The 22,034-nt window shown below is 72.5% G+C and carries 22 protein-coding genes and 1 pseudogene; 8 read left to right on the top strand and 15 right to left on the bottom strand.

Translation table 11 applies throughout. The features are described from left to right. The first annotated feature begins 6 nt into the window (after positions 1–6). Entirely contained in the window at positions 7–462 is a 456-nt protein-coding gene (locus AB0H52_RS28450; protein WP_030333674.1) for an Rrf2 family transcriptional regulator, read from the top strand. Positions 463–474: 12 nt separating this feature from the next. Here the strand turns inward: AB0H52_RS28450 and AB0H52_RS28445 are convergent, their stop codons facing one another. From AB0H52_RS28445 to AB0H52_RS28420, 6 genes are read right to left on the bottom strand one after another with little or no spacing between them, the layout of a single operon-like run. Next, on the bottom strand, positions 475–1,086 hold the full coding sequence (locus AB0H52_RS28445) for a malonic semialdehyde reductase (protein ID WP_151492680.1): 612 nt from the start codon (positions 1,084–1,086) through the stop codon (positions 475–477). Continuing rightward, a complete protein-coding gene (locus AB0H52_RS28440; protein ID WP_357951293.1) occupies positions 1,083–1,652 on the bottom strand; it encodes a flavin reductase family protein in 570 nt (189 codons plus the stop codon). The genes AB0H52_RS28445 and AB0H52_RS28440 overlap by 4 nt, the downstream gene beginning before the upstream one ends. Further along, a complete protein-coding gene (locus AB0H52_RS28435; protein ID WP_357951291.1) occupies positions 1,649–2,983 on the bottom strand; it encodes an LLM class flavin-dependent oxidoreductase in 1,335 nt (444 codons plus the stop codon). The genes AB0H52_RS28440 and AB0H52_RS28435 overlap by 4 nt, the downstream gene beginning before the upstream one ends. Before the next feature lie 35 nt (positions 2,984–3,018). Beyond that, on the bottom strand, positions 3,019–3,882 hold the full coding sequence (locus tag AB0H52_RS28430) for an ABC transporter permease (RefSeq protein ID WP_151492678.1): 864 nt from the start codon (positions 3,880–3,882) through the stop codon (positions 3,019–3,021). Then, positions 3,875–4,720, bottom strand: a complete 846-nt coding sequence (locus AB0H52_RS28425) for an ABC transporter ATP-binding protein (RefSeq protein ID WP_151492677.1) — start codon at positions 4,718–4,720, stop codon at positions 3,875–3,877. Before AB0H52_RS28425 ends, AB0H52_RS28430 begins: the two co-directional genes overlap by 8 nt. Continuing rightward, positions 4,717–5,748, bottom strand: a complete 1,032-nt coding sequence (locus tag AB0H52_RS28420; protein WP_278123497.1) for an ABC transporter substrate-binding protein — start codon at positions 5,746–5,748, stop codon at positions 4,717–4,719. Before AB0H52_RS28420 ends, AB0H52_RS28425 begins: the two co-directional genes overlap by 4 nt. A 458-nt stretch (positions 5,749–6,206) precedes the next feature. Between AB0H52_RS28420 and AB0H52_RS28415 the strand changes: the two genes are divergently transcribed. Next, entirely contained in the window at positions 6,207–6,386 is a 180-nt protein-coding gene (locus AB0H52_RS28415; RefSeq protein ID WP_030333600.1) for a DUF4236 domain-containing protein, read from the top strand. A gap of 182 nt (positions 6,387–6,568) precedes the next feature. On the opposite strand, the gene AB0H52_RS28410 is transcribed toward AB0H52_RS28415, so the two are convergent. Further along, positions 6,569–7,453, bottom strand: a complete 885-nt coding sequence (locus AB0H52_RS28410) for a hypothetical protein (protein ID WP_357951288.1) — start codon at positions 7,451–7,453, stop codon at positions 6,569–6,571. Positions 7,454–7,477: 24 nt separating this feature from the next. Beyond that, on the bottom strand, positions 7,478–7,999 hold the full coding sequence (locus AB0H52_RS28405; RefSeq protein ID WP_151493279.1) for a VOC family protein: 522 nt from the start codon (positions 7,997–7,999) through the stop codon (positions 7,478–7,480). A gap of 49 nt (positions 8,000–8,048) precedes the next feature. Between AB0H52_RS28405 and AB0H52_RS28400 the strand changes: the two genes are divergently transcribed. Both AB0H52_RS28400 and AB0H52_RS28395 read left to right on the top strand, forming a co-directional pair. Continuing rightward, positions 8,049–8,510, top strand: a complete 462-nt coding sequence (locus AB0H52_RS28400) for a MarR family transcriptional regulator (RefSeq protein WP_151493281.1) — start codon at positions 8,049–8,051, stop codon at positions 8,508–8,510. Positions 8,511–8,567: 57 nt separating this feature from the next. Beyond that, positions 8,568–10,130 carry a tetratricopeptide repeat protein gene (locus tag AB0H52_RS28395; RefSeq protein ID WP_357951286.1) on the top strand — a complete coding sequence of 521 codons (1,563 nt, stop codon included), beginning with the start codon at positions 8,568–8,570 and terminating at the stop codon, positions 10,128–10,130. Positions 10,131–10,140: 10 nt separating this feature from the next. On the opposite strand, the gene AB0H52_RS28390 is transcribed toward AB0H52_RS28395, so the two are convergent. Next, positions 10,141–11,586: an ATP-binding protein gene (locus AB0H52_RS28390; protein WP_225854634.1), complete on the bottom strand. Its 1,446-nt coding sequence runs from the start codon at positions 11,584–11,586 to the stop codon at positions 10,141–10,143. Continuing rightward, on the bottom strand, positions 11,583–12,239 hold the full coding sequence (locus AB0H52_RS28385; RefSeq protein ID WP_151491219.1) for a response regulator transcription factor: 657 nt from the start codon (positions 12,237–12,239) through the stop codon (positions 11,583–11,585). The genes AB0H52_RS28390 and AB0H52_RS28385 overlap by 4 nt, the downstream gene beginning before the upstream one ends. Before the next feature lie 96 nt (positions 12,240–12,335). Between AB0H52_RS28385 and AB0H52_RS28380 the strand changes: the two genes are divergently transcribed. Together AB0H52_RS28380 and AB0H52_RS28375 are read left to right on the top strand one after the other, a co-directional pair. Beyond that, a complete protein-coding gene (locus AB0H52_RS28380) occupies positions 12,336–13,445 on the top strand; it encodes a sigma-E factor regulatory protein RseB domain-containing protein (RefSeq protein ID WP_151491218.1) in 1,110 nt (369 codons plus the stop codon). 261 nt (positions 13,446–13,706) lie between these two features. Further along, entirely contained in the window at positions 13,707–15,932 is a 2,226-nt protein-coding gene (locus AB0H52_RS28375; RefSeq protein ID WP_357951300.1) for an ATP-binding domain-containing protein, read from the top strand. 106 nt (positions 15,933–16,038) lie between these two features. Here the strand turns inward: AB0H52_RS28375 and AB0H52_RS28370 are convergent, their stop codons facing one another. Then, the gene (locus tag AB0H52_RS28370) at positions 16,039–16,458 is read right to left on the bottom strand and encodes a hypothetical protein (RefSeq protein WP_151491216.1); all 420 of its coding nucleotides are present in this window, start codon (positions 16,456–16,458) and stop codon (positions 16,039–16,041) included. A 191-nt stretch (positions 16,459–16,649) separates the two neighbouring features. Here AB0H52_RS28370 and AB0H52_RS28365 point away from each other — a divergent pair, with 191 nt between their 5' ends. Together AB0H52_RS28365 and AB0H52_RS28360 are read left to right on the top strand one after the other, a co-directional pair. Next, positions 16,650–18,692 carry a glycerophosphodiester phosphodiesterase family protein gene (locus tag AB0H52_RS28365; RefSeq protein WP_151491215.1) on the top strand — a complete coding sequence of 681 codons (2,043 nt, stop codon included), beginning with the start codon at positions 16,650–16,652 and terminating at the stop codon, positions 18,690–18,692. A gap of 177 nt (positions 18,693–18,869) precedes the next feature. After that, a complete protein-coding gene (locus tag AB0H52_RS28360) occupies positions 18,870–19,244 on the top strand; it encodes a hypothetical protein (RefSeq protein ID WP_151491214.1) in 375 nt (124 codons plus the stop codon). A 69-nt stretch (positions 19,245–19,313) separates the two neighbouring features. Here AB0H52_RS28360 and AB0H52_RS28355 read toward each other — a convergent pair whose 3' ends face one another. From AB0H52_RS28355 to AB0H52_RS28340, 4 genes and pseudogenes are all read right to left on the bottom strand, one after another. Beyond that, complete coding sequence (locus tag AB0H52_RS28355) at positions 19,314–20,258, bottom strand: sporulation protein (RefSeq protein ID WP_357951283.1); 945 nt, start codon at positions 20,256–20,258, stop codon at positions 19,314–19,316. Between the two features lie 193 nt (positions 20,259–20,451). Next, complete coding sequence (locus AB0H52_RS28350; RefSeq protein WP_192580364.1) at positions 20,452–21,480, bottom strand: HEAT repeat domain-containing protein; 1,029 nt, start codon at positions 21,478–21,480, stop codon at positions 20,452–20,454. Positions 21,481–21,583: 103 nt separating this feature from the next. After that, the gene (locus tag AB0H52_RS28345) at positions 21,584–21,805 is read right to left on the bottom strand and encodes a DUF397 domain-containing protein (protein ID WP_151491211.1); all 222 of its coding nucleotides are present in this window, start codon (positions 21,803–21,805) and stop codon (positions 21,584–21,586) included. Then, positions 21,802–22,034 (bottom strand): annotated as a pseudogene (locus AB0H52_RS28340) (hypothetical protein); the annotation flags it as partial. The gene AB0H52_RS28345 and the pseudogene AB0H52_RS28340, both read right to left, overlap by 4 nt.

The raw sequence follows: 22,034 nt of genomic DNA, 5'->3' as shown, positions 1-22,034 counted from the left end.
GGCAGGGTGCAGATCTCCGCGCGCGGCGACTACGCGGTACGGGCGGCGCTGAGCCTCGCCACCGCGTACCCCTCGCTGCTGTCCACCCAGGCCATCGCCGCGGAGCAGGACATGCCGCGCAAGTTCCTGGAGGCCGTCCTGGCGGATCTGCGCCGGGCCGGCATCGTCCGCGCCCAGCGCGGCGCCGAGGGTGGCTACACCCTCGCGCGTCCGCCGCGCGAGGTGACCGTCGGCGCGGTGCTGCGCGCCGTGGAGGGCCCTCTCGCCGGGGTACGCGGCCTGCGCCCGGAGGAGACCCGGTACGAGGGTTCGGCGGAGAACCTGCCCGGCCTGTGGGTGGCGGTGCGCGCCGCCGTGCGGCGGGTCGTCGACGAGGTGAGCCTCGCCGAGATCGTCAGTGGCCGGCTGCCCGCCCACGTCCGCAAGCTCACCGCCCTACCCGACGCGTGGGAGCCCCGCTGACCCGGTCACGCGTCACAGGCTCCACACCACCTCCTCGGTGCTGAGCCGGGGCAGCCGCTCCGACCAGGCGTCCGGGCCGGGGTGGCCCACGTTCATCAACAGCAGCGCCTCGTGCCGGCCGTCGGGAAAGAACTCCCGGGTCACGCCGGCCGCGTCGAACCCGGCCATCGGGCCGGCGGCCAGCCCGGCAGCGCGTACGCCCACCAGCAGGTAGCCGATCTGCAGGGTCGCGCTGAAGCGGGCCTGCTCGGCGCGTGCCACCCGGTCGGCCAGCCAGTCGCGGGCCTGCGGGCGGTGCGGGTACAGCTCGGGCAACCGCTGGTGGAAGTCCACGTCGGCGGCGAGCAGCGCCACCAGCGGCGCGGTGGCGGTCTTCGCCCGGTTGCTCGACGAGACGTACGGCAGCAGCCGCGCCCGGGCCGCCGCCGACCGGAGCAGCAGCATCCGCAGCGGTTGGCCGTTGTACGCGGTCGGCCCGTACCGGATCAGGTCGTGGATCGCCGCGACCTGCGCGTCGGTGACCGGCTCGGCGGTGAACGTGTCGGCCGTACGGGCCGCCCGGAACAGCAGGTCCTGGGCGGCCCGGTCCAGCGCGAGCAGGTCCGGCGTGGCCGGCGCGGTCATTCCGGTACCGGCGGGACCGCGGTCGTGTAGCCGCCCTTGTGGTGCACCAGCGGGGCGCCGTCGCCCCCGTCACCGAGCGCCAGCGGCTCGGCGATCACCAGTGTGTGGTCGCCGGCGGGGACCCGGTGCACCACCCGGCAGAGCAGCCGGGCCAGCACCCCGCCGAGCAACGGCACCCCGAACGGGCCCGCCGCCCAGTCGGGGTAGGCGGCGAAGCGGTCGATGCCGCTGGTGGCGAAGATCCTCGCCGCGTCCCGCTGATCGTGCGCCAGCAGGTGCACCGCGACGTGTTCGGCGCGGGCCAGCACCGGCCAGCTCGACGACGCCACCCCGAGGCAGAACGAGACGAGCGGCGGATCCAGGGACACCGAGGTGAACGACGTGGCGGTGAACCCGGCCCGGATGGGCGCGCCGATCCCGCCCAGGCAGGCCGGGTCGGTGGCCCGGGCCACGGCGGTGACCACGGTGACGGTGGTGGCCTGCCGGCGCAGCAGCGCGCGGAACAGGTCCCGGTCCACCGGCAGCAGCTCGGTGGCGTCCGTCGCCGGACGTTGCACGGTGGTCACGCCGACACCAGGGCCGGCGCGGCGTACGCGCTGGCCGGCCGGGGCAGGCCGTAGTGCTCGCGCAGCGTCGCACCGGTGTACTCGGTGCGGAACAGCCCACGGGCACGCAGCACCGGCACCACGTGGTCGACGAAGTCGGCCAGGCCGCCGGGCAGGTGCGGCGGCATGATGTTGAAGCCGTCGGCGGCGCCCTGGGTGAACCACAGCTCGATCTGGTCGGCGATCTGCTCGGGGGTCCCGGCCACGACCCGGTGGCCCCGGCCGCCGCCGAGTCGGCCGATCAGCTGCCCGATGGTGAGCTGTTCCCGGCGGGCCAGCTCGGTGACGAGCTGGTAGCGGCTCTGGTGGGCCTGCACGGTGCCGGACTCCGGCAGCTCCGGCAGCGGCCCGTCCAGCGGCAGGCCGGTGAGGTCGATGCCGAGCATCCCGGACAGCTGGGCGAGGGCGTACTCGGGGACGATCAGCTCCTCCAGCTCGGCGGCCAACGCCCGCGCCTCGGCCTCGGTGCCGCCGATCACCGGGGCGATGCCGGGTAGGACCTTCACCAGGTCGGGGTCCCGGCCGGCGGCGGTGACCTGCCGGCGCAGCTCGGCGTAGAAGCCCTGCCCGTCGGCGAGGGTCTGCTGGGCGGTGAAGACCGCCTCGGCGTAGCGGGCGGCGAAGGCGATCCCGTCCGGCGACGAGCCGGCCTGCACCAGCAGTGGTCGACCCTGCGGGCCGCGGGGGATGTTCAGCGGGCCGCGCACCTGGAACTCCGGCCCGCGGTGCGCCACCTCGTGCACCCGGTCGGTGTCGGCGAACACCCCGGCGGAGGTGTCGAAGACCAGCGCGTCGTCCTCCCAGCTGTCCCAGAGCTTGATCGTCACGTCGACGAACTCGGCGGCCCGCCGGTACCGGTCGGCGTGCGCGGGATGGCTGTCCCGGTTGAAGTTGACCGCCTCCCGCTCCTGGGCGGAGGTGACGATGTTCCAGCCGGCCCGGCCGCCGCTCAGGTGATCCAGCGAGGCGAACTTGCGGGCGACGTGGAACGGCTCGTTGTAGGTGGTGGAGACCGTCGCGATGAGGCCGATGCGCTCGGTCACCGCGGCGAGCGACGCGAGCAGGGTCAACGGTTCGAAGACGGCCTGGATGTTGTGCCGGGGGTTCGGCCCGACCGACAACCCGTCGGCGAGGAACAGCGAGTCGAGGGTGCCGCGCTCGGCGATCCGGGCCAGCTCCTGGAAGTGCCGGACGTCGGTGACCCGACGCGGGTCGGTGCGGGGGTGCCGCCAGGCCGCCTCGTGGTGGCCGACGCCCATCAGGAACGCGTTGAGGTGCAGGGTACGAGTCATTGGTGTCTGTCCTATCCGGCTCATTGGTGTCTGTCCTATCCGGCGGATACGTCGACGCGCCAGGTGGAGAAGCGGCGTTCGAGGGCGACGAGGAGCTGGTTGACGACCAGGCCGATGGCGGAGATCGTCATGATCCCGGAGTACATGTCGGGGATCGCGAAGTTGTACTGCGCGTAGTTGATGAGGTAGCCGAGGCCGGCCTTCGCGCCGACCATCTCGGCCGCGACGAGCACCAGGATCGAGTACGCCCCGGCCAGCCGGACGCCGGTGAAGATGGTCGGCACCGCGGCCGGCAGGATCACCTTCTGGAACAGCCGCAGGTGGTTGAGCCCCATCGAGCGGGCCGAGCGGATCAGCAGCGGGTCGACGCCCTTCACGCCGGCGATGGTGTTCAGCAGGATCGGCCAGGAGCACGCGTACAGCACCAGGGCGATCTTGGAGGTCTCGCCCAGGCCGAGGATGAGCACGAAGACCGGCAGCAGGGCCAGCGCGGCGGTGTTGCGGAACACCTCCAGCAGCGGGCTCAGCAGCTCGGCGAGTGGCCGGTACCAGCCGATGAGCAGCCCGAGCGGGATCGCGGTGAGCACCGCCAGGCCGAGCCCGGCCAGCGACCGGGTCAGGCTCGCGCCGACGTGCTCGGCGAGCTGACCGGTACGCAGCAACTCCCACCAGGCCACCAGCACCTCCGACAGCGGGGGCAGGAACACCCGGTCGACGAGCCCGAGCCGGGGCACCCCCTCCCAGATCGCGGCCAGCGCGGCGATCGCGACGGTACGGTGCAGCACCTTCGCGCCGACGCCGAGCAGCCGCCCGGCTCGGCCGGGGGTGACGCGGCCGGCCACCTCGGGCGCGGCGGGCGGCGCCGCCAGTCGGGTGGGACGTTCGGCGATGTCAACCAACGCGGGCCTCCTCGGTGTGGTGGACGCCGGTGCCCTCAGCCGCCTGGGCGGCGCGGACCTCGTCGCGCAGCAGCGTCCAGATCTGATGGCGGTGGTGGCGGAACGCGTCGGTGGAGCGGACGTCCTCGACCGCGTCCCGGTCGCCGAGGTCGACGTCGATGACCTGCTTGAGCCGCCCGGGCCGGGAGGTCAGCACCGCGACCCGCTGACCGAGGTACACGGCCTCGTCGATGCCGTGGGTGATGAACACGATCGTCTTGCCGGTACGCGACCAGATGCGCACCAGCTCGTCCTGCAACGAGTCGCGGGTCTGCGCGTCGAGGGCGGCGAATGGCTCGTCCATCAGCAGCACGTCCGGGTCGTACGCGAGGCTGCGGGCGATGGCGACCCGCTGCTTCATCCCGCCGGACAGCTCGTGCGGGTAGCGGTCGGCGAAGCCGCGCAGGCCCACCAGGTCCAGGTGGTGGGCGATCAGGTCGGCGCGCTCGGCCCGGGGCACACCCTTGGCCTCCAGCCCGAACGCCACGTTGCCGGCGGCGGTGCGCCAGGGCAGCAGCGCGTACTGCTGGAAGACGATGCCCCGGTCCAGGCCGGGCCCGGTGACGGGCCGTCCGTCGACGAGCACCTGCCCGCCGGTCGGCCGGGTGAGCCCGCCGAGCAGGTCGAGCAGGGTGGACTTGCCGCAGCCGCTGGGGCCGACGACGACCAGGAACTCGCCGGGGCGTACCCCGAGGGTCACCTCGTGCAGCGCGGTGACCGCGCCGGCGTCGCCGCGCCGGGTGGCGCGGACCGGGAAGGTCTTGCTCACCCGGTCGAAGAGGATCTTGTCGGTGCTCACGCGCCGCCCCCGTCCACGAACGGGTTGAACCGGTTGGTGAAGATGTCGGTGGGCTTCGGACGGTCGCCCTTGATCTCGCCCTCGGCGGCGAGCCAGTCGATCCAGGTGCCGAACTCCTGCTCGCCGATCACGCCGCCCCGGCCCGCGACACCGCTGCTCTTCCAGTACGAGACGAGCGACGGGTCCTCGTTGCGGCCGCGCTTGGCGATGATGTCGCGCATCCGGGCGACCACGGTCTCCCGGGGCTGGGTGCGGGCCCACTCGATGGCCTTGCCGACCCCGGTGACGAACGCCTTCACCGTCTCCGGGTTGCGTTTGATGAAGTCGTCGCGCAGGACGTACGTGCCGGCGCTGAACGCGCCCAGCAGTTCGTAGTCGGTGACGATGGTGCGGATGCCGCCGCCGGCGATCGCCTTGTCCCGGATCACCCCGCCGAGCACCGCGACGTCGATCTGCTTCTGCCGCAGCGACTGCTCGGTGTTGACCGGTGGCAGGGCGACCAGCTCGACCTGTTTGATCTCGGCGGGGCTGAGCCCGCCACGGGCGAGCCAGGTCTTGAGCACGGCCTCGGCGTGCGCGCCGAGGGTGTTCATGCCGACCTTCTTGCCGATCAGGTCGCGGGCGGTGCGGATCGGGCTGTCGTCGAGCACGTAGTAGCCCTGGAAGGTCTGCGCGTCGGAGCCGTAGTAGCTGACCACGGCGGTGATCGGCGCGTTGGCGGCGGCGAGCTTGACGATCGCGCCGTTGAACGCGCCGCCGAAGTCGCTCTGCCCGGTGGCGGTGGCCTGGATGTCCTGCGGACCGCCGGTGACGTTGCCGATCCACTTGAGCTTGACGTCGCCGAGGTAGCCGAGGTCGGCGGCGAGTTCGGGGAGGGTGACCTGGCCGACGGAGCCCTGGTAACGCAGCTCGGTGGCCTGCCCGGCACCGGCCTCGGCGTCGCCGCCGCAGCCGGCCGCGCCGGTGAGCAGGGTCAACGTGGCGGCGGCGGCGAGAGCGCGCAGGAGGGTACGACGGGGTGGGGACATGGGGTGTCTCCTGATCTGTCCACGATGGGAGCGAGGAACGCCCGGATGCGGGGCGTGGAGGCACGCCGCTCCGCGATGAGCGGGCGAGCGGTGTGAGTGCGGCGATGGAGCCGAGCCGGATGAACCGGTCAGCTCAACAGAGCGCGCTCGCGTGCCGGACCAGGTCGACGTGCACGCAAGCGGTGAGGAGGAGCTCGTCCCGCTGCGACATGACCTCATGCTGCCGGCCGTGGGATCTGCCGGTCAACGGTCTTCCAGAAGGTGAGACTTGTATCGCTGGCGATGTTACGACACGCCCCCAGCAGCGTTTACCGCCGCGCAACACCTATCTGTTTGATGGGGTTTACGGCCCCGCAGCGGCACCGTCCAGGCCGGACACCGAAGGGGTTTCAGAAGTTGCCCGTTCGGGAATGTTCGATCTCGACACGGCAGGGAACGGTGACGAGGGGAGTCCTCCGATGGGCCTCATGTTTCGCAAGCGCAAGAAGTACGGTCCGATCATCCTGAACTTCACCGAGAACGGCTTCTCCTCGTGGAGCATCAAGATCGGGCGCTGGTCCTGGAACTCCAAGGCACGGGCGCACCGGGTCGACCTGCCGGGTCCGCTGTCCTGGAAGCAGGACAAGTCCCGGTCGTAAGACATCCCGGGAGTCGAGCGGGGTGCCGGTGATTCACCGGCACCCCGCTCGGCGTCCCCGCCCAGCCCCTGCCCTGCCCCCACCCCCGACTCGTCGATCTTGCACTTTCGGTTGCCGTTTTGCGTGGAACACCCCTTAGGCCACCGCAGAAAGTGCAAGATCGCGGCGGGGGTGGGGCGGGGTTAGCTCGTTGGGGTGATGATCTCGTCGCCGGCTAGTCGGCCCGTCTCGCGGTCGCGGCGCAGGTCGCCCGCCTCGAGCAGATCGGCCAGCGCCCGGTTGGTGTCGGCGGCCCGGTAGACGGTCGCGGTCAGGGTGTGTCGGCGCAGCTCGGTGACCGGCCGTGGCCCGCCCGCACGCAGCTCGGCCAGCAACTCGTGGGCCAGCGAAGCGAGATCGGGATCGCCGACCACGTCGACCGTCGTGCCGGTCGGGTCGAGCGGGTCGCGGTAGCGCGCGCCCAGGTCCGCGCCGACCGCCCAGAGCGCCTCGCGCACCGCCTCCAGACTCCGGTCGGAGCGGCTGCCGAACGCGATGACACCGGCGGCCCCGCTGTCCGGCAGCACCAGAGCCACCTCGGCGACCAGGGGGAAGCCGGCGGAGACGAGCACATCCCGGGCGCTGCCGTCGGTGTGCAGCAGCACCTCGCCGGTCCGGCCGTTGGCCGCGGCGGTGAGCAGCTTCGGCGTCACCGCGCCGGGCACGTCCACGAAGGAGAACAGCGGCGCGCCGGCCGCCCCGGCGGCCTTCACCGCGACCGGCAGCCGGTACGGGTCGCCGGGCAGCAGGTGCACGGTGACCTCGGCGGGTAGCTCCGCCTCGATCGGGCCGAGTCGGGCCGGCAGGTCGGCGGCGCCGTCGGCCAGCACCAGCACCGTCACCTGCCGGCCGCGCGCCTGGTCGCCGTGCGCGGCGACCAGGCGAAGTGCGGCCTCCGCGCTGCCCGCGTCGACGCCGGCGAGAGCGACGGTGGCTCGGCGGGAGCGGTGCAGGGCCGCGGGCAGCCAGGTCGTCAACTGGCGGACCAGCAGCTCGCGGAGGAAATCAGTGGTCCGGTCGGTCGGCATCGGTCCGTTCTACCGCATGCCTGCTCAGGCCGGGACGGAGATCCCCACCCCGCCGCGGGTCTGCCCGCCGTAGCGCCGCCGCTCGGCGTCCAGGTCGAGTCGACCGATCTGCTTGCGGGCGGCCAGTGCGGCGTCGTCGAGCAGGTCGGCCGGGATCAGCCAGACCACCTCGAACTCCAGGCCGTCCGGGTCCTTGCCGTAGAGGCTCTTGGTGGTGCCGTGGTCGGAGGTGCCGACCAGGGCGCCCGCGGCGACGAGCCGCTCGGCTGTCGCGGCCAGCTCGTCGAGGGTGTCGACCTCCCAGGCCAGGTGGTAGAGGCCGACGGTGGCCCGTCCGGCGGTCGACCGACCGGCGCCGGCGCCGATCTCGAACAGGCCGAGGTCGTGGTCGTTGGTGGAGTCCGGAGCCTGGAGGAAGGTGGCGCCCCGGAAGCCGTCCGGGGTCATCGCCACCGGGCGGAAGCCCAGCACGTCCCGGTAGAAGGCGACGCTGCGGGCGAGGTCGCTGACGTAGAGGACCGCGTGGTTGAGCCGGTGGATACCCATGACCTCACAGTAGCGCCGTTTAGTTGAGCGTTCAACCATCGCGGGTATGATGGCCGTCATGACCCGCTGGCTGGACCCCGACGAGCAACGCACGTGGCGCGCGTACCTCGCCGCCTCCCGGGCGCTGATGGACACGCTCGACCGCGAGCTGCAACGCGACGCCGGCATGCCGCACGCCTACTACGAGATCCTGGTCCGGCTCTCCGAGACCCCCGGCCGCCAACTGCGGATGAGCGACCTGGCCCAGGCGGCGGGGTCGTCGCGCAGCCGGCTCTCGCACGCCGTGGCCCGCCTGGAGGCCGCCGGATGGGTACGCCGCGAGGAGTGCCCCACCGACCGCCGAGGGCAGATCGCGGTGCTCACCGACGAGGGATTCGCCACCCTCGCCGCCGCCGCACCCGGCCACGTCGAGGGGGTACGCCGGCACCTGTTCGACGCGTTGAGCCCGACCCAGGTCGACCAACTGCGCCGGATCAGCGAGACGTTGGCCGAGCACCTGACGACATCCTGACCGATCGACACCGCCGTGGGTCTTGTACTTACCGTCGTCGGATGAGCACGATGGGGCGTGCCCTCCGGCTTCGGCGAACTGACTGATCAGGCGCACCACCTCGTCTCCTCCGGTGACCTGGCGGGCGCGCAGCGGCTGCTCTCCGACGCGCTCACCGACGCCGACCCCCGGCCGGCCAACGCCACCGAAGAGTTGGCCGAGGCCGCCAGCCTCCAGGCGCGGGTGCTGGTCGCCCTCGGCGAGCCGCACTCCGCCCGTGGCTGGGCCGCCTTCGCGTACGCGGCCACCACCCGGCTGCACGGCCGATCCGACCCGCGTACGGTCGCCGCGGCGGCGACCCTGGCCGCGGTGCTGCACCGGGTCGGCAGCCACTCGCGAGCCGCCCGGCTCTACCAGGAAGTCATCATCGAGCTGACCGCGCAGGACGGGCCCGAGTCGCTGCGGGTGCTCGCCGCGCACGCCGACCTGGCCACCGTCGAGTACGCCCGCGGCCAGTGCACGGTGGCTCGCGACCGACTCCAGGACGCCTGGGAGCTGCACCGCGAGGTGTACGGCGACGGGCACCCCAGCGGCATCAAGATGCTGGCCCGGCTCGGCGCGATGCAGCGCGACTGTGGCCAGTTCGCCGAGGCTCACGACAATCTGGCGCTGGCCCGTGAGCTGTGCCGGCAGCACCTGCCCGCCGACGATCCCCTGGCCGTGCAGGTGGCGGCGCTGGCCCGGGCGGCCGCGAACCCCGACCACGTCTGCGCCGACGAGCCGTCCACCCCCCGGGACGCCCCGACGGTGCCGGCGGCCCGCGTCCCCCCGCTCGACGACCGGCCGGTCGACTCCGGCTACCACCCGCCCCACCACGCCGGATCGACGGCGGCGGGCGGGACGGTTCCGAACCCGCGCACACCCTCCGACGAGCCGGGCGACGCCACCTGGCCACCCGAGCCGGCCAGAGAGTCCGTGTCCCCGTCCAGCGAGGCGCCGGTCCCGCCGTCGGTCGTCGGGCTGGCCGGGGCGACGCAGGAGCAGTCCGGGGTGTACCGGCTGCACCGCCCCACCGCCGACCCGTACGCGCCGCTCGAACCGTACACGCCGTCGCGCCTGCTGCCGGTACCCGTGCACCGGGCCCCGCCGCCGCCCCGCAACCGCCTGGTGCCGGTGCTGGTGGCCGGCGTGGTCGTGGTGCTGCTCGGCGCCGCCGCGGTGATCGCCGGGGTGGCCCGCGTCGACGGCGACGACGAACCGACGCCGCCACCGGCCACCGGCTCCCCCACCGCCGGCCCACCGGCGACCACCGCGCCCGCCCCGGGCGCCGCACCCACCTCCGCCGGCGCCGCGCCGGCCGCGGCCCCACCCGGCAGCCCGCCCAGCGCGGTGACCCTGCGCGACAGCCGGGACAGCATCACGCTGCGGTGGACGTACCCGGCCGGCGGCGAGGGTCCGGTGGTCATCGCCGGCGGCCGGACCGGCCAGGACCGCAACGTCTTCGCGACCCTGCCCGCCGGCACCACCACCTACGTCATCTACGCGCTCAACCGCACCAACGACTACTGCTTCACAGTGGCCGTCGTCTGGTCCACCGACACCGTGGCCAGCTCGGAGCAGGTCTGCACGCGCCGCCGCTGACCGGCGTCCGTCAGCGAGGGTCGTCACCGTCCCCGGCCGGCAGCGCCGGCAGCAGCAGGCACACCCGCAACCCCGGTCGCTGGCCGTCCGCGTCGGTCAGGGTGATGCCGCCGCCGGCGCGGCGTACCAGCTCACGCACGATGGCCAGGCCGAGACCGGCACCTCCGTCGTCGCGGGCCCGGCCGTCGTCGAGCCGGGTGAACCGGTCGAAGACCCGCTCCCGGTCGATCACCGGGATGCCCGGGCCGTCGTCGGTCACCGTCACCAGGTGGTACGCACCGGAGGGGGCACCGCCCCGGCCGGTGCCGGCCGGCGGCGTCGTCTCGGCCGCGAGCAGGACGCTGCCGCGCGCGTGCCGGACCGCGTTGTCGACCAGATTGGCCACCACGCGGCGCAACTCGTCGACGTTGCCGAGCGTCCAGAGCAGGCCGGTCGGCGGCAGCACGCGCACGGGCGGCGACGGATAGCGGGCGGCGACCTCGGTCAGCAACCCGCCCAGTTCCACCGGGCCGGTGCCGCGGGCCTGCGGCGCCTCGTCCAGACGGGCCAGCAGGAGCAGGTCGTCGACCAGGCGACTCAGCCGCTCGGTGTCGGCGAGCAGGTTCCCGGTCACCGTCGTCCAGTCGGTCCGGTCGGCGAGCCGCTGGGCCACCTCCAGCTCGGTCCGGATGTTCGTCAGCGGGCTGCGCAGCTCGTGCGCCGCGTCGGAGACGAACGCCCGCTGCCGCGCCCGGGCGGACTCCAACCGGGCCAGCATGCCGTTGAGGGTGACCGCCAGCCGGTGGATCTCGTCGGCCGAGGCGGGCACCGGCAGTCGACCGGTCCCGGCCCGTCCGGTGATCTCCTCGGCTCCCCGGCGCAGCGCCTCCACCGGCCGCAGCGTCGCGCCCACCACCCGCCACGCCACCCCGGCGAGCACCGCCACCAGCAGCGGGAACGCCACCAGCAGGATGACCCGGACCACGTGTGTGCTGTGCCGCACGTCGGCCATCGAACGGGCCACCAGCACGGTCAGCGGATCGGCGGCCGTACCGGCGGGCACGGTGACCACCCGGACCGGCCCGGCCAGCCCGACCCGTTCCGCCGGCACCTCCAGCCGTTGCCGGCGGCCCGGGTCCAGTCGCTGCGGCCGGACCATCGGCACCAGCCGGTCCGCGTCGATGGAGGCGGCCCGGATGCGTCCCTGCGCGTCGATGACCTGGACGCGGACCTGCCCGCCGGCCACCGGCAGCGGATCGGGCAGCGCGTCCTCGGCGGCGAGCAGCGCGACCGCGTCGGCGGTCCGGAACGCCTCGGTGTCGACGGTCCGTTGCAGCACGAAGCCGAGCGCGCCGAGCAGCACCACCCCGCCGAGCGCCAACCCGACCGCGAGGCCGAACACCCCGATCGCCATGAGCCGCCCCCGCAGCCCCAGCACCGGCAGCCGACCCCGCCACGGCCGGCCGGCGCCGGTCATGTCGCCAGCCGGTAACCGGCGCCCCGCACCGTCTCCAGCCGGTCCCGGCCGAGCTTGCGGCGCAGGTAGCCGACGTAGACCTCGACGGCGTTCGGCGCGGTCTCGACGCTGGCGTCCCAGACGTGGTCCAACAGCTCGATCTTGGAGACCACCTGGCCGGGTCGGCGCATCAGGTAGTCCAGCAACGCGTACTCCCGCGCGGTCAGCGTCACCTCGGCGTCAGCCCGGGTGACCCGCCGCCGCGCCGGGTCCAGCCGCAGATCGCCGACCGCGAGCACCGTCGGGCGTTCCGGGGCACCCCGGCGCAGCAACGCCCGCAGGCGAGCCAGCAGCACGACGTACGAGAAGGGCTTGGTCAGGTAGTCGTCGGCGCCGCAGTCCAGGCCGTCGGCCTGGTCGTACTCGCCGTCCTTGGCGGACAGCATCAGCACCGGCAGCCAGTGCTGCTCCGCCCGCAGCCGCCGGACCAGCTCGTAGCCGGAGAGGCCGGGCAGCATCACGTCGAGGATCATCGCGTCGTACCCGCCGTGCCGGGCGGCGTCCAGGCCGGCCGGGCCGGTCGCCGCGACATCCACCGCGAACCCCTCCGCCTGCAACCCGCGTTGCAGGGCAGCCGCCAACCGGGCCTCGTCCTCCACCACCAGCAACCGCACGGCTCAAGGGTGCCACCCGGGTCAATGACCACGGATCCGCGTCCTCAGCACGTTCACAGCCTCGACCGGGCAGGATGATGCGCAGGAGGTGCCACCATGTCCGTTCTGAGAAGCCGTCCCGTCCTGCGCTGGCTGGTTCCGGCGACCGCCGCCGTGGCCGTCATCGGCGGCGGCGCGGCCATCGGCACGTTCGCCGCCGAGGCCGAACCGAGCCTGCCGCCGCGTACCGCCGCCCAGCTCCTGGTCGATCTGCAGACCTCCCGGCTGGAGGGGTTGTCCGGCACCGTCGTGCAGCGCGCCGACCTCGGCCTGCCGCCACTTCTCGGCCTGGCCGGCGGCAACGACGCCACCACCCTGCTGACCGGTACGCACACGCTGCGGGTCTGGTACTCGGGGCCGGAGCGGCAACGGGTCGCGCTGCTGGACACCCTGGGCGAGCGGGACGTGGTCCGCAACGGTCGGGACCTGTGGACGTGGCAGAGCCGATCCAACACCGCCAGCCACCGCACGCTGGGCGACGACGCCGCCGAGAAGCGGGCCCCGGAGGCGGGAACGAACCTGCCGGCCACCCCGCAGGAGGCCGCCGACCTGGCGTTGGGCGCGATCAACCCCAGCACCGAGGTCAGCGTTGGCCGGTCGGCCACCGTCGCCGGCCGGGACGCGTACGAGCTGGTGCTCCAGCCGCGCGACCGCGACTCGCTGGTGCACCAGCTGCGGATCGCCATCGACGCCAGGCAGCACGTGCCGCTGCGCTTCGAGGTGCTCGCCAAGGGCAGCGACCAGCCGGCCTTCGAGGTGGCGTTCACGCAGGTCGACTACCGGCGTCCCGATGCCGACCAGTTCACGTTCAACCCGCCGCCCGGGGTGACCGTCAAGGAGGAGAGCGCCGAGCGGTCCGCCGCCGGTAAGCCCGAGCACGCCGCGCCGACCGGGGACCCGAAGGTACGCGCCGTCGGCTCCGGCTGGACCACCGTGCTGGTCGCCCGCGTCGACGGGGCGCTCGGCGGCAAGCCGGCCGACGCGAAGCCGGCCGGCGACGCACCCGACGTGTCGAAGCTGCTCGGCGGTCTGCCGGCGGTCAGCGGCGACTGGGGCAGCGGTCGGCTGCTCACCGGCAAGCTGTTCAGTGTGCTGCTCACCGACGACGGTCGGGTGCTCGCCGGAGCGGTCACGCCGGAGCGGCTCTACCAGGTCGCCCGCGGCTGATCTCCGCGGTGTTCGCGCCGGGTCGACCTGACGGTCGGCCCGGCGTTTCGCCGTGTGTGGGCCGCGCGTCGGCCCGTCCGGCTTGGTGAGTGCCCGCGGAACGCGCTATCTTCAACAATTCGAGGGCACAAAAAAGAACGGCCTAAAGCCGTTCCTGCAAAGGATTCTAATCTTTAGGGAGACGGCTTGTCAAGGCACTCCGGCGGTTCCGGTGAATTGCCGCTCGACGACGAGATCGGCCGCGAGCAGGAGTACGTCTCGATGCTCTACGACCGGCTGGACGGGCTGCGTGAGCAGGCCGCCAACCGGCTGACCGACGAGCTGCGCAGCACCGGCGGCACCCTGCAGGACCGCTCCCAGCGCGACAGCTCGGTAGCCATGTACGCCGACCAGGTCGAACAGTTCTCCGCCGTGGAGAACGGCCTTTGTTTCGGCCGGCTGGACGGCGACGACGACTCCCGCCGCTACATCGGCCGGATCGGCATCTTCGACACCAGCGGTGACTACGACCCGCTCCTGATGGACTGGCGGGCCCCCGCCGCCCGCCCGTTCTACCTCGCCACCGCCGCCAACCCGCAGGGCGTACGCCGCCGCCGGCACCTGCGGACCCGCCAGCGGAAGGTGACCGGGCTCAACGACGAGGTGCTCGACATCGACACCGCCTCCCCCGGCGCGCACGAGGAGCTGACCGGTGAGGCGTCCCTGCTCGCCGCCCTCAACGCCGGGCGCACCGGGCGGATGCGCGACATCGTCGAGACCATCCAGGCCGAGCAGGACGGGATCATCCGCGCCGACCTGCCGGGCGTGATGGTGGTCCAGGGCGGCCCCGGCACCGGCAAGACCGCGGTGGCGCTGCACCGGGCGGCGTACCTGCTCTACACGCACCGGCGGGAACTCTCCAGCCGCGGTGTGCTGCTGGTCGGTCCGAACGCGACCTTCCTGCGCTACATCTCCCAGGTGCTGCCGACGCTGGCCGAGACCGGCGTGCTGCTGCGTACCCAGGGTGATCTCTTCCCCGGGGTGAGCGCCCAACGGACCGAACCGGCCGCGACCGCCGCGCTCAAGGGTCGGGCCGTGCTGGCCGAGGTGCTGGCGTCGGCCGTACGGGACCGGCAGTGGGTGCCGGACGAGCCGCTGGAGATCGAGGTGGAGCGGGAAGCGCTGACCCTCGACCCGGAGACCGTGCGCACCGCCCGCGACCGGGTACGCCGCACCGAGCGGCCGCACAACCTGGCCCGCGCGCTGTTCGACGTGGAGATCGTGCACGCGCTCGCCGACCAGGTCGCCGAACGCATCGGTGCGGACCCGCTGGGCGGCGACAACCTGCTCGACGAGGCCGACCGGGCCGAGATCCGCCGGGAACTGCGCGACGAACCCGAGGTGAAGGCCACCCTCGACCGGCTGTGGCCGGTGCTCACCCCGCAGCGCCTGCTCGCCGACCTGTACGCCGACCCGGACCGGATCGCGGCCGCCGCGCCGATGCTCACCGATGACGAGCGGGCGCTGCTGCACCGTGAGCCGGGTGGTTGGACGCCGGCCGACGTACCGCTGCTGGACGAGGCCGCCGAACTGCTCGGCGAGGACGAGCGGGCCGCCGCCGCCCGTCGCGACCGGATCCGCCGGATGGAACGCGAGTACGCCGAGGGCGTCCTCGAAATCGCCCGCGGTTCCCGCTCGATCGACGTCGAGGACGAGGCCGAAGGTGGCGAGATCCTCGGCGTGACCGACCTGATCGACGCCGACCGGCTGCTGGAACGGCAGGAGGAGGCCGACCGGCTCACCACCGCGCAGCGTGCCGCCGCCGACCGGAAGTGGGCGTTCGGCCACGTCATCGTGGACGAGGCGCAGGAGCTGTCGCCGATGGCGTGGCGGCTGCTGATGCGCCGCTGCCCGAGCCGCTCGATGACCATCGTCGGGGACGTCGCGCAGACCGGCGCGCTCAGCGGCACCCCGTCCTGGGCGGAGGCCCTCGCGCCGTACGTGGCGCAGCGGTGGCGGCTGACCGAGCTGACGGTCAGCTACCGCACCCCGGCCGAGATCATGGCGGTCGCCGCCGACGTGCTGGCGGAGATCGACCCGGGGCTGCGGCCGCCGCGCTCGGTGCGGGAGAGCGGCGTACCCCCGTGGGACCGTGCGGTGCCCGACGGGCAGTTGGCGGCGGAGTTGGTGGCGGCGGCCACCCGGGAGGCCGCCGGGCTGGCCGAGGGTCGGCTGGGCGTGATCGTGCCGGCCGGCCGGGTGGACGAGTTGGGCGCCGCGCTGACCGCCGCGCTGCCGGAGGCCGCCGTGGGCGAGCATCCGGAGTTGGAGAGCAGGGTGGTCGTGCTGACCGTCGCGCAGGCCAAGGGTCTGGAGTTCGACTCGGTGCTGGTCGTCGACCCGGACCGGATGGTCGCCGAGTCCCCGAGAGGCCGCAGCGACCTGTACGTGGCGCTGACCCGCGCCACCCAACGCCTGGGCATCCTGCGCCCCCAAACCCAACCCTAACCCCGGCCCTGACCCGGACTCAGCAGTCGATCATGAGGTTGACGTGGAGTGTGATCTCCGATCGCCACGTCAACCTCATGATCATGCGGGGAGGGCGCCGGGGTGGTCAGTCGGTGGCGCGGTCTCGGATGGACTTGGCTGGTTCCGGTGCGGAGGTGGACTGGTCGCTGGTGCCTCCACCCGTCGGGGTGCTCAGACCGCCGGTGGTGGCGTCGCCGGTCGTGGTCGGTGCGACCTTGCCCGGGTGCCGCTCCGGCTGCCGGGCCACCCGCCGCACACTCGCCGGGCCGGCCGTGCCACCGGTCGTGGTCACCGCGCCCTGACCGCCGACGGGGCCGCCGTCGCGCAGCACCTGCGGGTCGATCCGCTCGCGTGCCGGGTCGAACGAGTCGTCACGTTGATTCTGGCTCTCCACATCGGTGCGGGGCACCGTCACCTCATCGAGGGCACCCTCGCCGTACACGCCGCCGGCGATCCGGTTCTCCGCCCGGCGGGCGGCTTCCTGCCGCATGTCGTCCTCACGCACGTCCATCACCTCGCAGAAGCTGTGGAACTGACTGCGTGCCCGGCCACCGGCCGACCAAACCCGCGCCGGCCGGGAGGTCGTCCACCCCGGTTCACCGTCGCGCCGCCCGCTGGCCGCCTGCCCGCCGCCGAAGCTGTCCATGCTGGCCGGCGACCGGTGGGAGACGCCCGCCGGCAGGAGGGGAAGACAGCGTGCGCACAGTACGCCGTACCGCCGTCGCGGCCCTGGTGGCCGCGACGGTGACGACTGGGCTCGCGGTGCCCGCCCAGGCGAAGCCGCGACCGGACCGGACATTCGACGTGCAAGCCCACCGCGGCGGCCTCGGATTGCGGGTGGAGAACACCCTTGCCTCCTTCGGCAACGCCCTCCAACTCGGGGTGAGCACCCTCGAGCTGGACGTGCAGATCACCGAGGACGGCCAGGCCGTCGTCACCCACGACCGCAAGATCAGCGGCGCCAAGTGCGTCGACACCGCCCCCGTGACGGTGGGCGACCCGGAGTACCCGTACGTCGGGAAGTACATCAACACGCTCACGCTGGCCCAGGTGCGCTCGCTGGACTGCGGGTCGAAGACCCTCGCCGACAAGCCCGGCCAGCTCGCCGTCCCGGGTGCCCGGATGCCGCTGCTGCGTGAGGTGTTCGCCCTGGTCAACCGCTACCAGGCGAAGGACGTGAAGCTCAACGTCGAAACCAAGGTGGAGGCCGGCGCGCCGACCGAGACCGCGCCCCGCGAGCAGTTCGTCCGGGTGACCGCGGCAGAGATCCGCGCCGCCGGGCTGCTGAAGCAGGTCACCATCCAGAGCTTCGACTGGGGCGCGCTGATGCGTATGCGCCAGGTCGAGCCGAAGCTGCCGTTGGTCGCCCTGACCAACTACGACTTCCTCCAGACCGGCCAGCCGGGCGCCTCGCCGTGGCTGGGTGGGCTGGACATCGACGACTTCGGCGGTGACCCGATCAAGGCGATCCGCAGCTTCGGCGCCAGCGCCTTCTCACCGGTGCACGGCATGCCGCAGAACGGCACAGTCACCGACCCCGGCTACAAGCCGTACGTCACCAAGGAGATGGTCGCCCAGGCACACCGCTACGGGATCAAGGTGATTCCGTGGACGGTCGACGACCTGCCGACCATGGCCAAGCTGATCGACGACGGCGTGGACGGCATGATCACCGACTACCCGGACCGGCTGCGCGGTCTGCTGGCGCAGCGCGGTTACCGGCTGCCGAAGGCGTACGCCGCGCCGTTCGACATCCAGGCGCACCGCGGCGGTCGGGCCACCCGCCCGGAGAACACGCTGCCGGCGTTCGCGAACGCGCTCGCCAACCGGGCCATCTCCACGCTGGAACTGGACACCGGCGTGACCGCCGACGGGCAGCTCGTGGTGCTGCACGACCGCACCGTCAACGGGTCGCACTGCGTCGACACCGCCCCGGTACGCCCCGGCGACCGGACGTTCCCGTACGTGGGCAAGCCGGTGCACGAGCTGACCCTGGCGCAGCTCAAGACCGTCGACTGCGGCACGAAGACGCTGCCCGAACTGCCCGCGCAGGTGCCCGCCCCGGGTGCCCGGATCCCGACCCTGGACGAGGTCTTCGCCCTGGTGAAGGCGAGTGGCCGCAGCGACATCGGGATGAACATCGAGACGAAGATCAGCCCGGTGGTGAACGACACCGAGCCGTACCGCAGCTTCACCCGCAAGCTCGTCGACGCGATCCAGCGGGCCGGCTTCACCAGCCGGGCCACCATCCAGTCGTTCGACTGGCGCACCATCACGTACGCCCGGCAGCTCGACCGGCGGATCGGTACGGTCGGCCTGGTCTGGCAGTACGGTCCAGCCGAGTGCGCCACCCTCGCCGACGAGTGCTCCCTGGAGGCGGTGTACGGCAACCCGTCGGTGAAGAGCCCGTGGACCGGTGGGCTGGACTGGTGGAAGTACCAGGACCTGGGCAAGCTGACCCGGGCCGCCGGCGCGGGCACGGTGTCGGCCAACTGGCAGGTGCACGACCCGAAGCAGGGCACGGTCGCCTCGGCCGACTGGTACCTGCGGGAGAACCCGGCGTACTTCCACGGACCGGACGTGCGGACCCTTCAGACGCGCTACGACCTGAAGGTGATCCCGTACACCGTCGATGACGCGACGGTGATGCAGCGGGTCATCGACCTCGGTGTGGACGGCATCATCACCGACGACCCGGACCTCCTGGTGAGCGTGGCGATCCGCAACGGCCTGCGCTGACGCGCCGACCCGACCGCCGGCCGGACAGATTTTCGGCCGGCGGTCGGTGTTACCTGCTCAGCGGCCTCGGGTAGTCGGGGGGTGTCCCCGCCGTGAATGCGAACCGTGCCGTGGCCGAAACGCGGTAGCGGGGCGAGGGAATGCAGGTACGACTCATCGCATCCTGAGGAGGACCAGATGAGCACGCAGGCTGCTTCCACCCGGCCGATGAACCGGCCGATGAACGACCCGCAGAATCCGGCGATGATGCGGGACACGCAGCAGATGCCGGCCATGCGGGACGGGCACCGAGACCCGATGCCGTCGCCGGGTACGGAGACCAAGCAGGCGTTCCTGACGACGGAATTCTGGGTCTACGCCGCTGCGGTCGCGCTCGTGGTGATCTCCGCTTTCTGGAAGGGCACCACGGCCAACGGGCTGAACATCAACGACCCGAACCGTGCGTGGCTGTTCCTCACCATCCTGACCGGTGGTTACCTGGTCAGCCGTGGTCTGTCGAAGGCCGGCTCCGCGCGCCGGTCCGGCAAGGAACGGAACATGCGAGGGCGCTGACGCGTCGAGCGTGAACAGTGGCCTCCGGGAGACTTCTCCCGGAGGCCACTGCTGTCGCGTGTGGACTGCTTACTCGTCGCCGCCGAAGTCGCCGAAGTCGCCCTCGAACGCGTCCTCGATCATTTCCCCGGCGATCATGCCGCCGGCGACGCCGAGCGCAGCGCCGGCCACCATGCCGCCCATGCCGCCGTGCCCACGGCCGTGACCGTGGCCGTGGCCGTACTGCGAGCGCAGGCTGCCGTAGCGCGACGTGGTCTCGCGCAGCCAGCCGTCGACGACCTGCGCCCAGTCGACCCGGTCGACGTCAGCGTGCGAGACCTGGAACCGACCGAAGGCGTCGTGCCCGGCGCTGAGGAAACCGCCACGCTTGTCGCACTCCAGGATCACATCGACGCCGCGCTGGCTGGTCACGAAGGTCAGCTCGACCTCCCGGACCGTGCTCGCGTACTGCGGGGACGCGAAGAACTCGATCTCCTGGTAGAACGGCAGCGTCTGCTGGACACCCTGGATGCGACCCCGCTCCAGGTCGGCGTGCTTGAACCGGAAACCGAGGCGCTGGAACGCCTCCAGGATCCGCTCGTGCACCGGCAGCGGGTGCACCGCCACCTGGTCAAGGTCGCTCTTGTCGACCGCGCGGGCCACGGACAGCTCGGTACGCAGACCCATCGTCATGCCGTGCAGGCGCTGGCCGTACACGTCGGTGATCGGCGTCTCCCAGGGCACCGGCAGCCGGAACGGAATCGACAGATGCTGCTTGGGGGCGAGTTCGAACGCGCCGCTGACGCCCATCCGGTGAAACTCCATGGTGCCCGCGTACTCGGTGTCGTGTCCCTCGACCTCGACGCGGGTGACCAGGCCGATCACCACCTGCTCGATGGCCGCCGGGGCGTCACCGCCGACGAGGTTGACCTGCCCGTCGAGGGTCAGGCCGGGCCGGGTGTTGGGGTTGGTCAGCACGGTGTCCACACTCGGACCGCCCACGCCGAACGCGCTCAACATCTTCTTGAAGACCATCGAAACTCCTGTGCGACGCCGACCGCTCCAGGCTGGAGTCGGACGTTGACTCGACCGGCACCCTATCCAGCACCCCTGTGAGGTGGCTGTGAAGCGCCGCGCCCCGCGTTCCGGCCCTTGATCGACTCGGGTTCCTGGAAACCGGGGCATCACCACGACCGGGACACCCCCGGTTCCAGCGAACCCGAGTCGATCAGCGTCGCAGATCCTCGATCGCCAGTTCGGCCGCATGGTCCGGGTCGCCGCCGGCCCGACTCAGCAGCCCGTCCGCGAACCAGTGGCCGGCGATGCCCGATCCGTCGGTGACGTCGAGGTACAGGCCGAGGTCGCAACGCTCCCCGAAGACGGTGACCTGCAGATCGGGGCGGCGACGATGGACGGCGTCGAGGAGCCGCCACACCGACTCGTCGCGCTGGCCACGGCACACCGGGTCACACTCGCGCAGCGCCTCGGCGACACCGGCCGCGGTGGGATCGAACCCGTCCAGCAGCGGCAGCAACGACGGGTCCGCCAGGTAGGCGGCGGCCTGGAAGGTGAACGTGTGCACCGCGTCCTGGGCGAGCAGCCCGCGTACCAGTGGAAGCGCCCGCACGTCCCGTCGCCGCGCCAGCCCTCGGGCGCCTTCCGCGCGTACCTCCGGGTCGACGTCGTGGGTGCGGTCCCACACTGCCCTCCGGACGGCGTCGCCGTCGGCGGTGCTCGCCCAGCCCAGACCGAAGGTGGCCCACTCCCGCACCGTCGGGTCGGGATCCGCGCACAGGTCGATCAACACCGCCGCGCCGGCGTCGGCCGGCGGGTCGTCGAGGACCGCCGGCACCGCGACCGCGACCTGGAACCGTACGTCGCTGTCGGCGCTACTCGCGAGGGTGACCAGGGTCGACAGGGCGCGGGGATCGCAGGTGGCACCCAGGGCCCGCGCGATCGACCAGTGCACCTCGGGATCGGCCTCGGTCGTGGCCAGCGAGATCAGGGCCGTCGCGGCGTCCCGGCGCAGGTCGTCCCCATGCACGTCACTCGCGAAGCCGAGCAGGTCGCAGGCCGCCGCGCGCACCACGCGGTCCGGATCGGCGAGGTGTCCGACCGCCAGCCGGACGGCCGCCAGACCCGAGCCGGCCGCCTGCCGAAGCAGCTCCGAGCCGTCGTCGTAGTCGCCCTGCTCGACGGTCCGACGCAACTGCCGTACCGCCCGGCCGAACAGGTCCGCGATCTCATGCGCCTCCACGCCCGGGATGGTGCCCGCCGGCCAGGTCTTGATCAACCCGATATCGCCGATGTGGCGGTATCACCGTGACCGGGACACCCCCACTTCGGCGATGTCGAGTCGATCACGGATCGGTGCGCGCGAACGTGCCGTCCTTGACCCCGTTGACGAACGCGGTCCAGCCGCGGGCGCCGTAGAGGAGGGTCGCTGCCGCGCGGTCCTTGCTGTCGCGCACCGCCACTCGACCTGACCCGTCGAGAACAGGCCCCGCCTCGACGCAGCTCCCGCCGTTGCTGTTGCTCCGAGTGCTGATGTGCCAGGCCACGGATGGCAAGGCTTCGTTCATGGCAGTTCCTCCGTGATCGTCGCGATCAGCTCGGCCGCCTCGCGCTGATCGAGCGCGACACCCTGGAGGCGATGGTACGCAAGCGCATAGCGTTTCGACTTCGGAGATTCCATGAATCGGCGTCCGCCCAGGGTGTACGTATTCAGCTTGAGACGGGTCGGCGGTCGGCTGTCCACTCTGGGTGATGGCCTGGCATGATCTTGGTGTGTCGTCCGAGCCGCCAGTCCCG

This window comes from Micromonospora sp. NPDC050695 (genome assembly GCF_040654415.1).
Classification (GTDB): Bacteria; Actinomycetota; Actinomycetes; order Mycobacteriales; family Micromonosporaceae; genus Micromonospora.
This window is presented reverse-complemented; position numbering and strand designations above follow the sequence as displayed.

Excerpts from the sequence above, each read along its gene's own strand:
- AB0H52_RS28445 (WP_151492680.1), bottom strand. The coding sequence starts at position 1,086 with ATGACCGCGCCGGCCACGCCGGACCTGCTCGCGCTGGACCGGGCCGCC.
- AB0H52_RS28435 (WP_357951291.1), bottom strand. The coding sequence starts at position 2,983 with ATGACTCGTACCCTGCACCTCAACGCGTTCCTGATGGGCGTCGGCCAC.
- AB0H52_RS28420 (WP_278123497.1), bottom strand. The coding sequence starts at position 5,748 with ATGTCCCCACCCCGTCGTACCCTCCTGCGCGCTCTCGCCGCCGCCGCC.
- AB0H52_RS28415 (WP_030333600.1), top strand. The coding sequence starts at position 6,207 with ATGGGCCTCATGTTTCGCAAGCGCAAGAAGTACGGTCCGATCATCCTG.
- AB0H52_RS28410 (WP_357951288.1), bottom strand. The coding sequence starts at position 7,453 with ATGCCGACCGACCGGACCACTGATTTCCTCCGCGAGCTGCTGGTCCGC.
- AB0H52_RS28405 (WP_151493279.1), bottom strand. The coding sequence starts at position 7,999 with ATGGGTATCCACCGGCTCAACCACGCGGTCCTCTACGTCAGCGACCTC.
- AB0H52_RS28400 (WP_151493281.1), top strand. The coding sequence starts at position 8,049 with ATGGCCGTCATGACCCGCTGGCTGGACCCCGACGAGCAACGCACGTGG.
- AB0H52_RS28390 (WP_225854634.1), bottom strand. The coding sequence starts at position 11,586 with ATGACCGGCGCCGGCCGGCCGTGGCGGGGTCGGCTGCCGGTGCTGGGG.
- AB0H52_RS28380 (WP_151491218.1), top strand. The coding sequence starts at position 12,336 with ATGTCCGTTCTGAGAAGCCGTCCCGTCCTGCGCTGGCTGGTTCCGGCG.
- AB0H52_RS28375 (WP_357951300.1), top strand. The coding sequence starts at position 13,707 with ATGCTCTACGACCGGCTGGACGGGCTGCGTGAGCAGGCCGCCAACCGG.
- AB0H52_RS28360 (WP_151491214.1), top strand. The coding sequence starts at position 18,870 with ATGAGCACGCAGGCTGCTTCCACCCGGCCGATGAACCGGCCGATGAAC.
- AB0H52_RS28355 (WP_357951283.1), bottom strand. The coding sequence starts at position 20,258 with ATGGTCTTCAAGAAGATGTTGAGCGCGTTCGGCGTGGGCGGTCCGAGT.
- AB0H52_RS28345 (WP_151491211.1), bottom strand. The coding sequence starts at position 21,805 with ATGAACGAAGCCTTGCCATCCGTGGCCTGGCACATCAGCACTCGGAGC.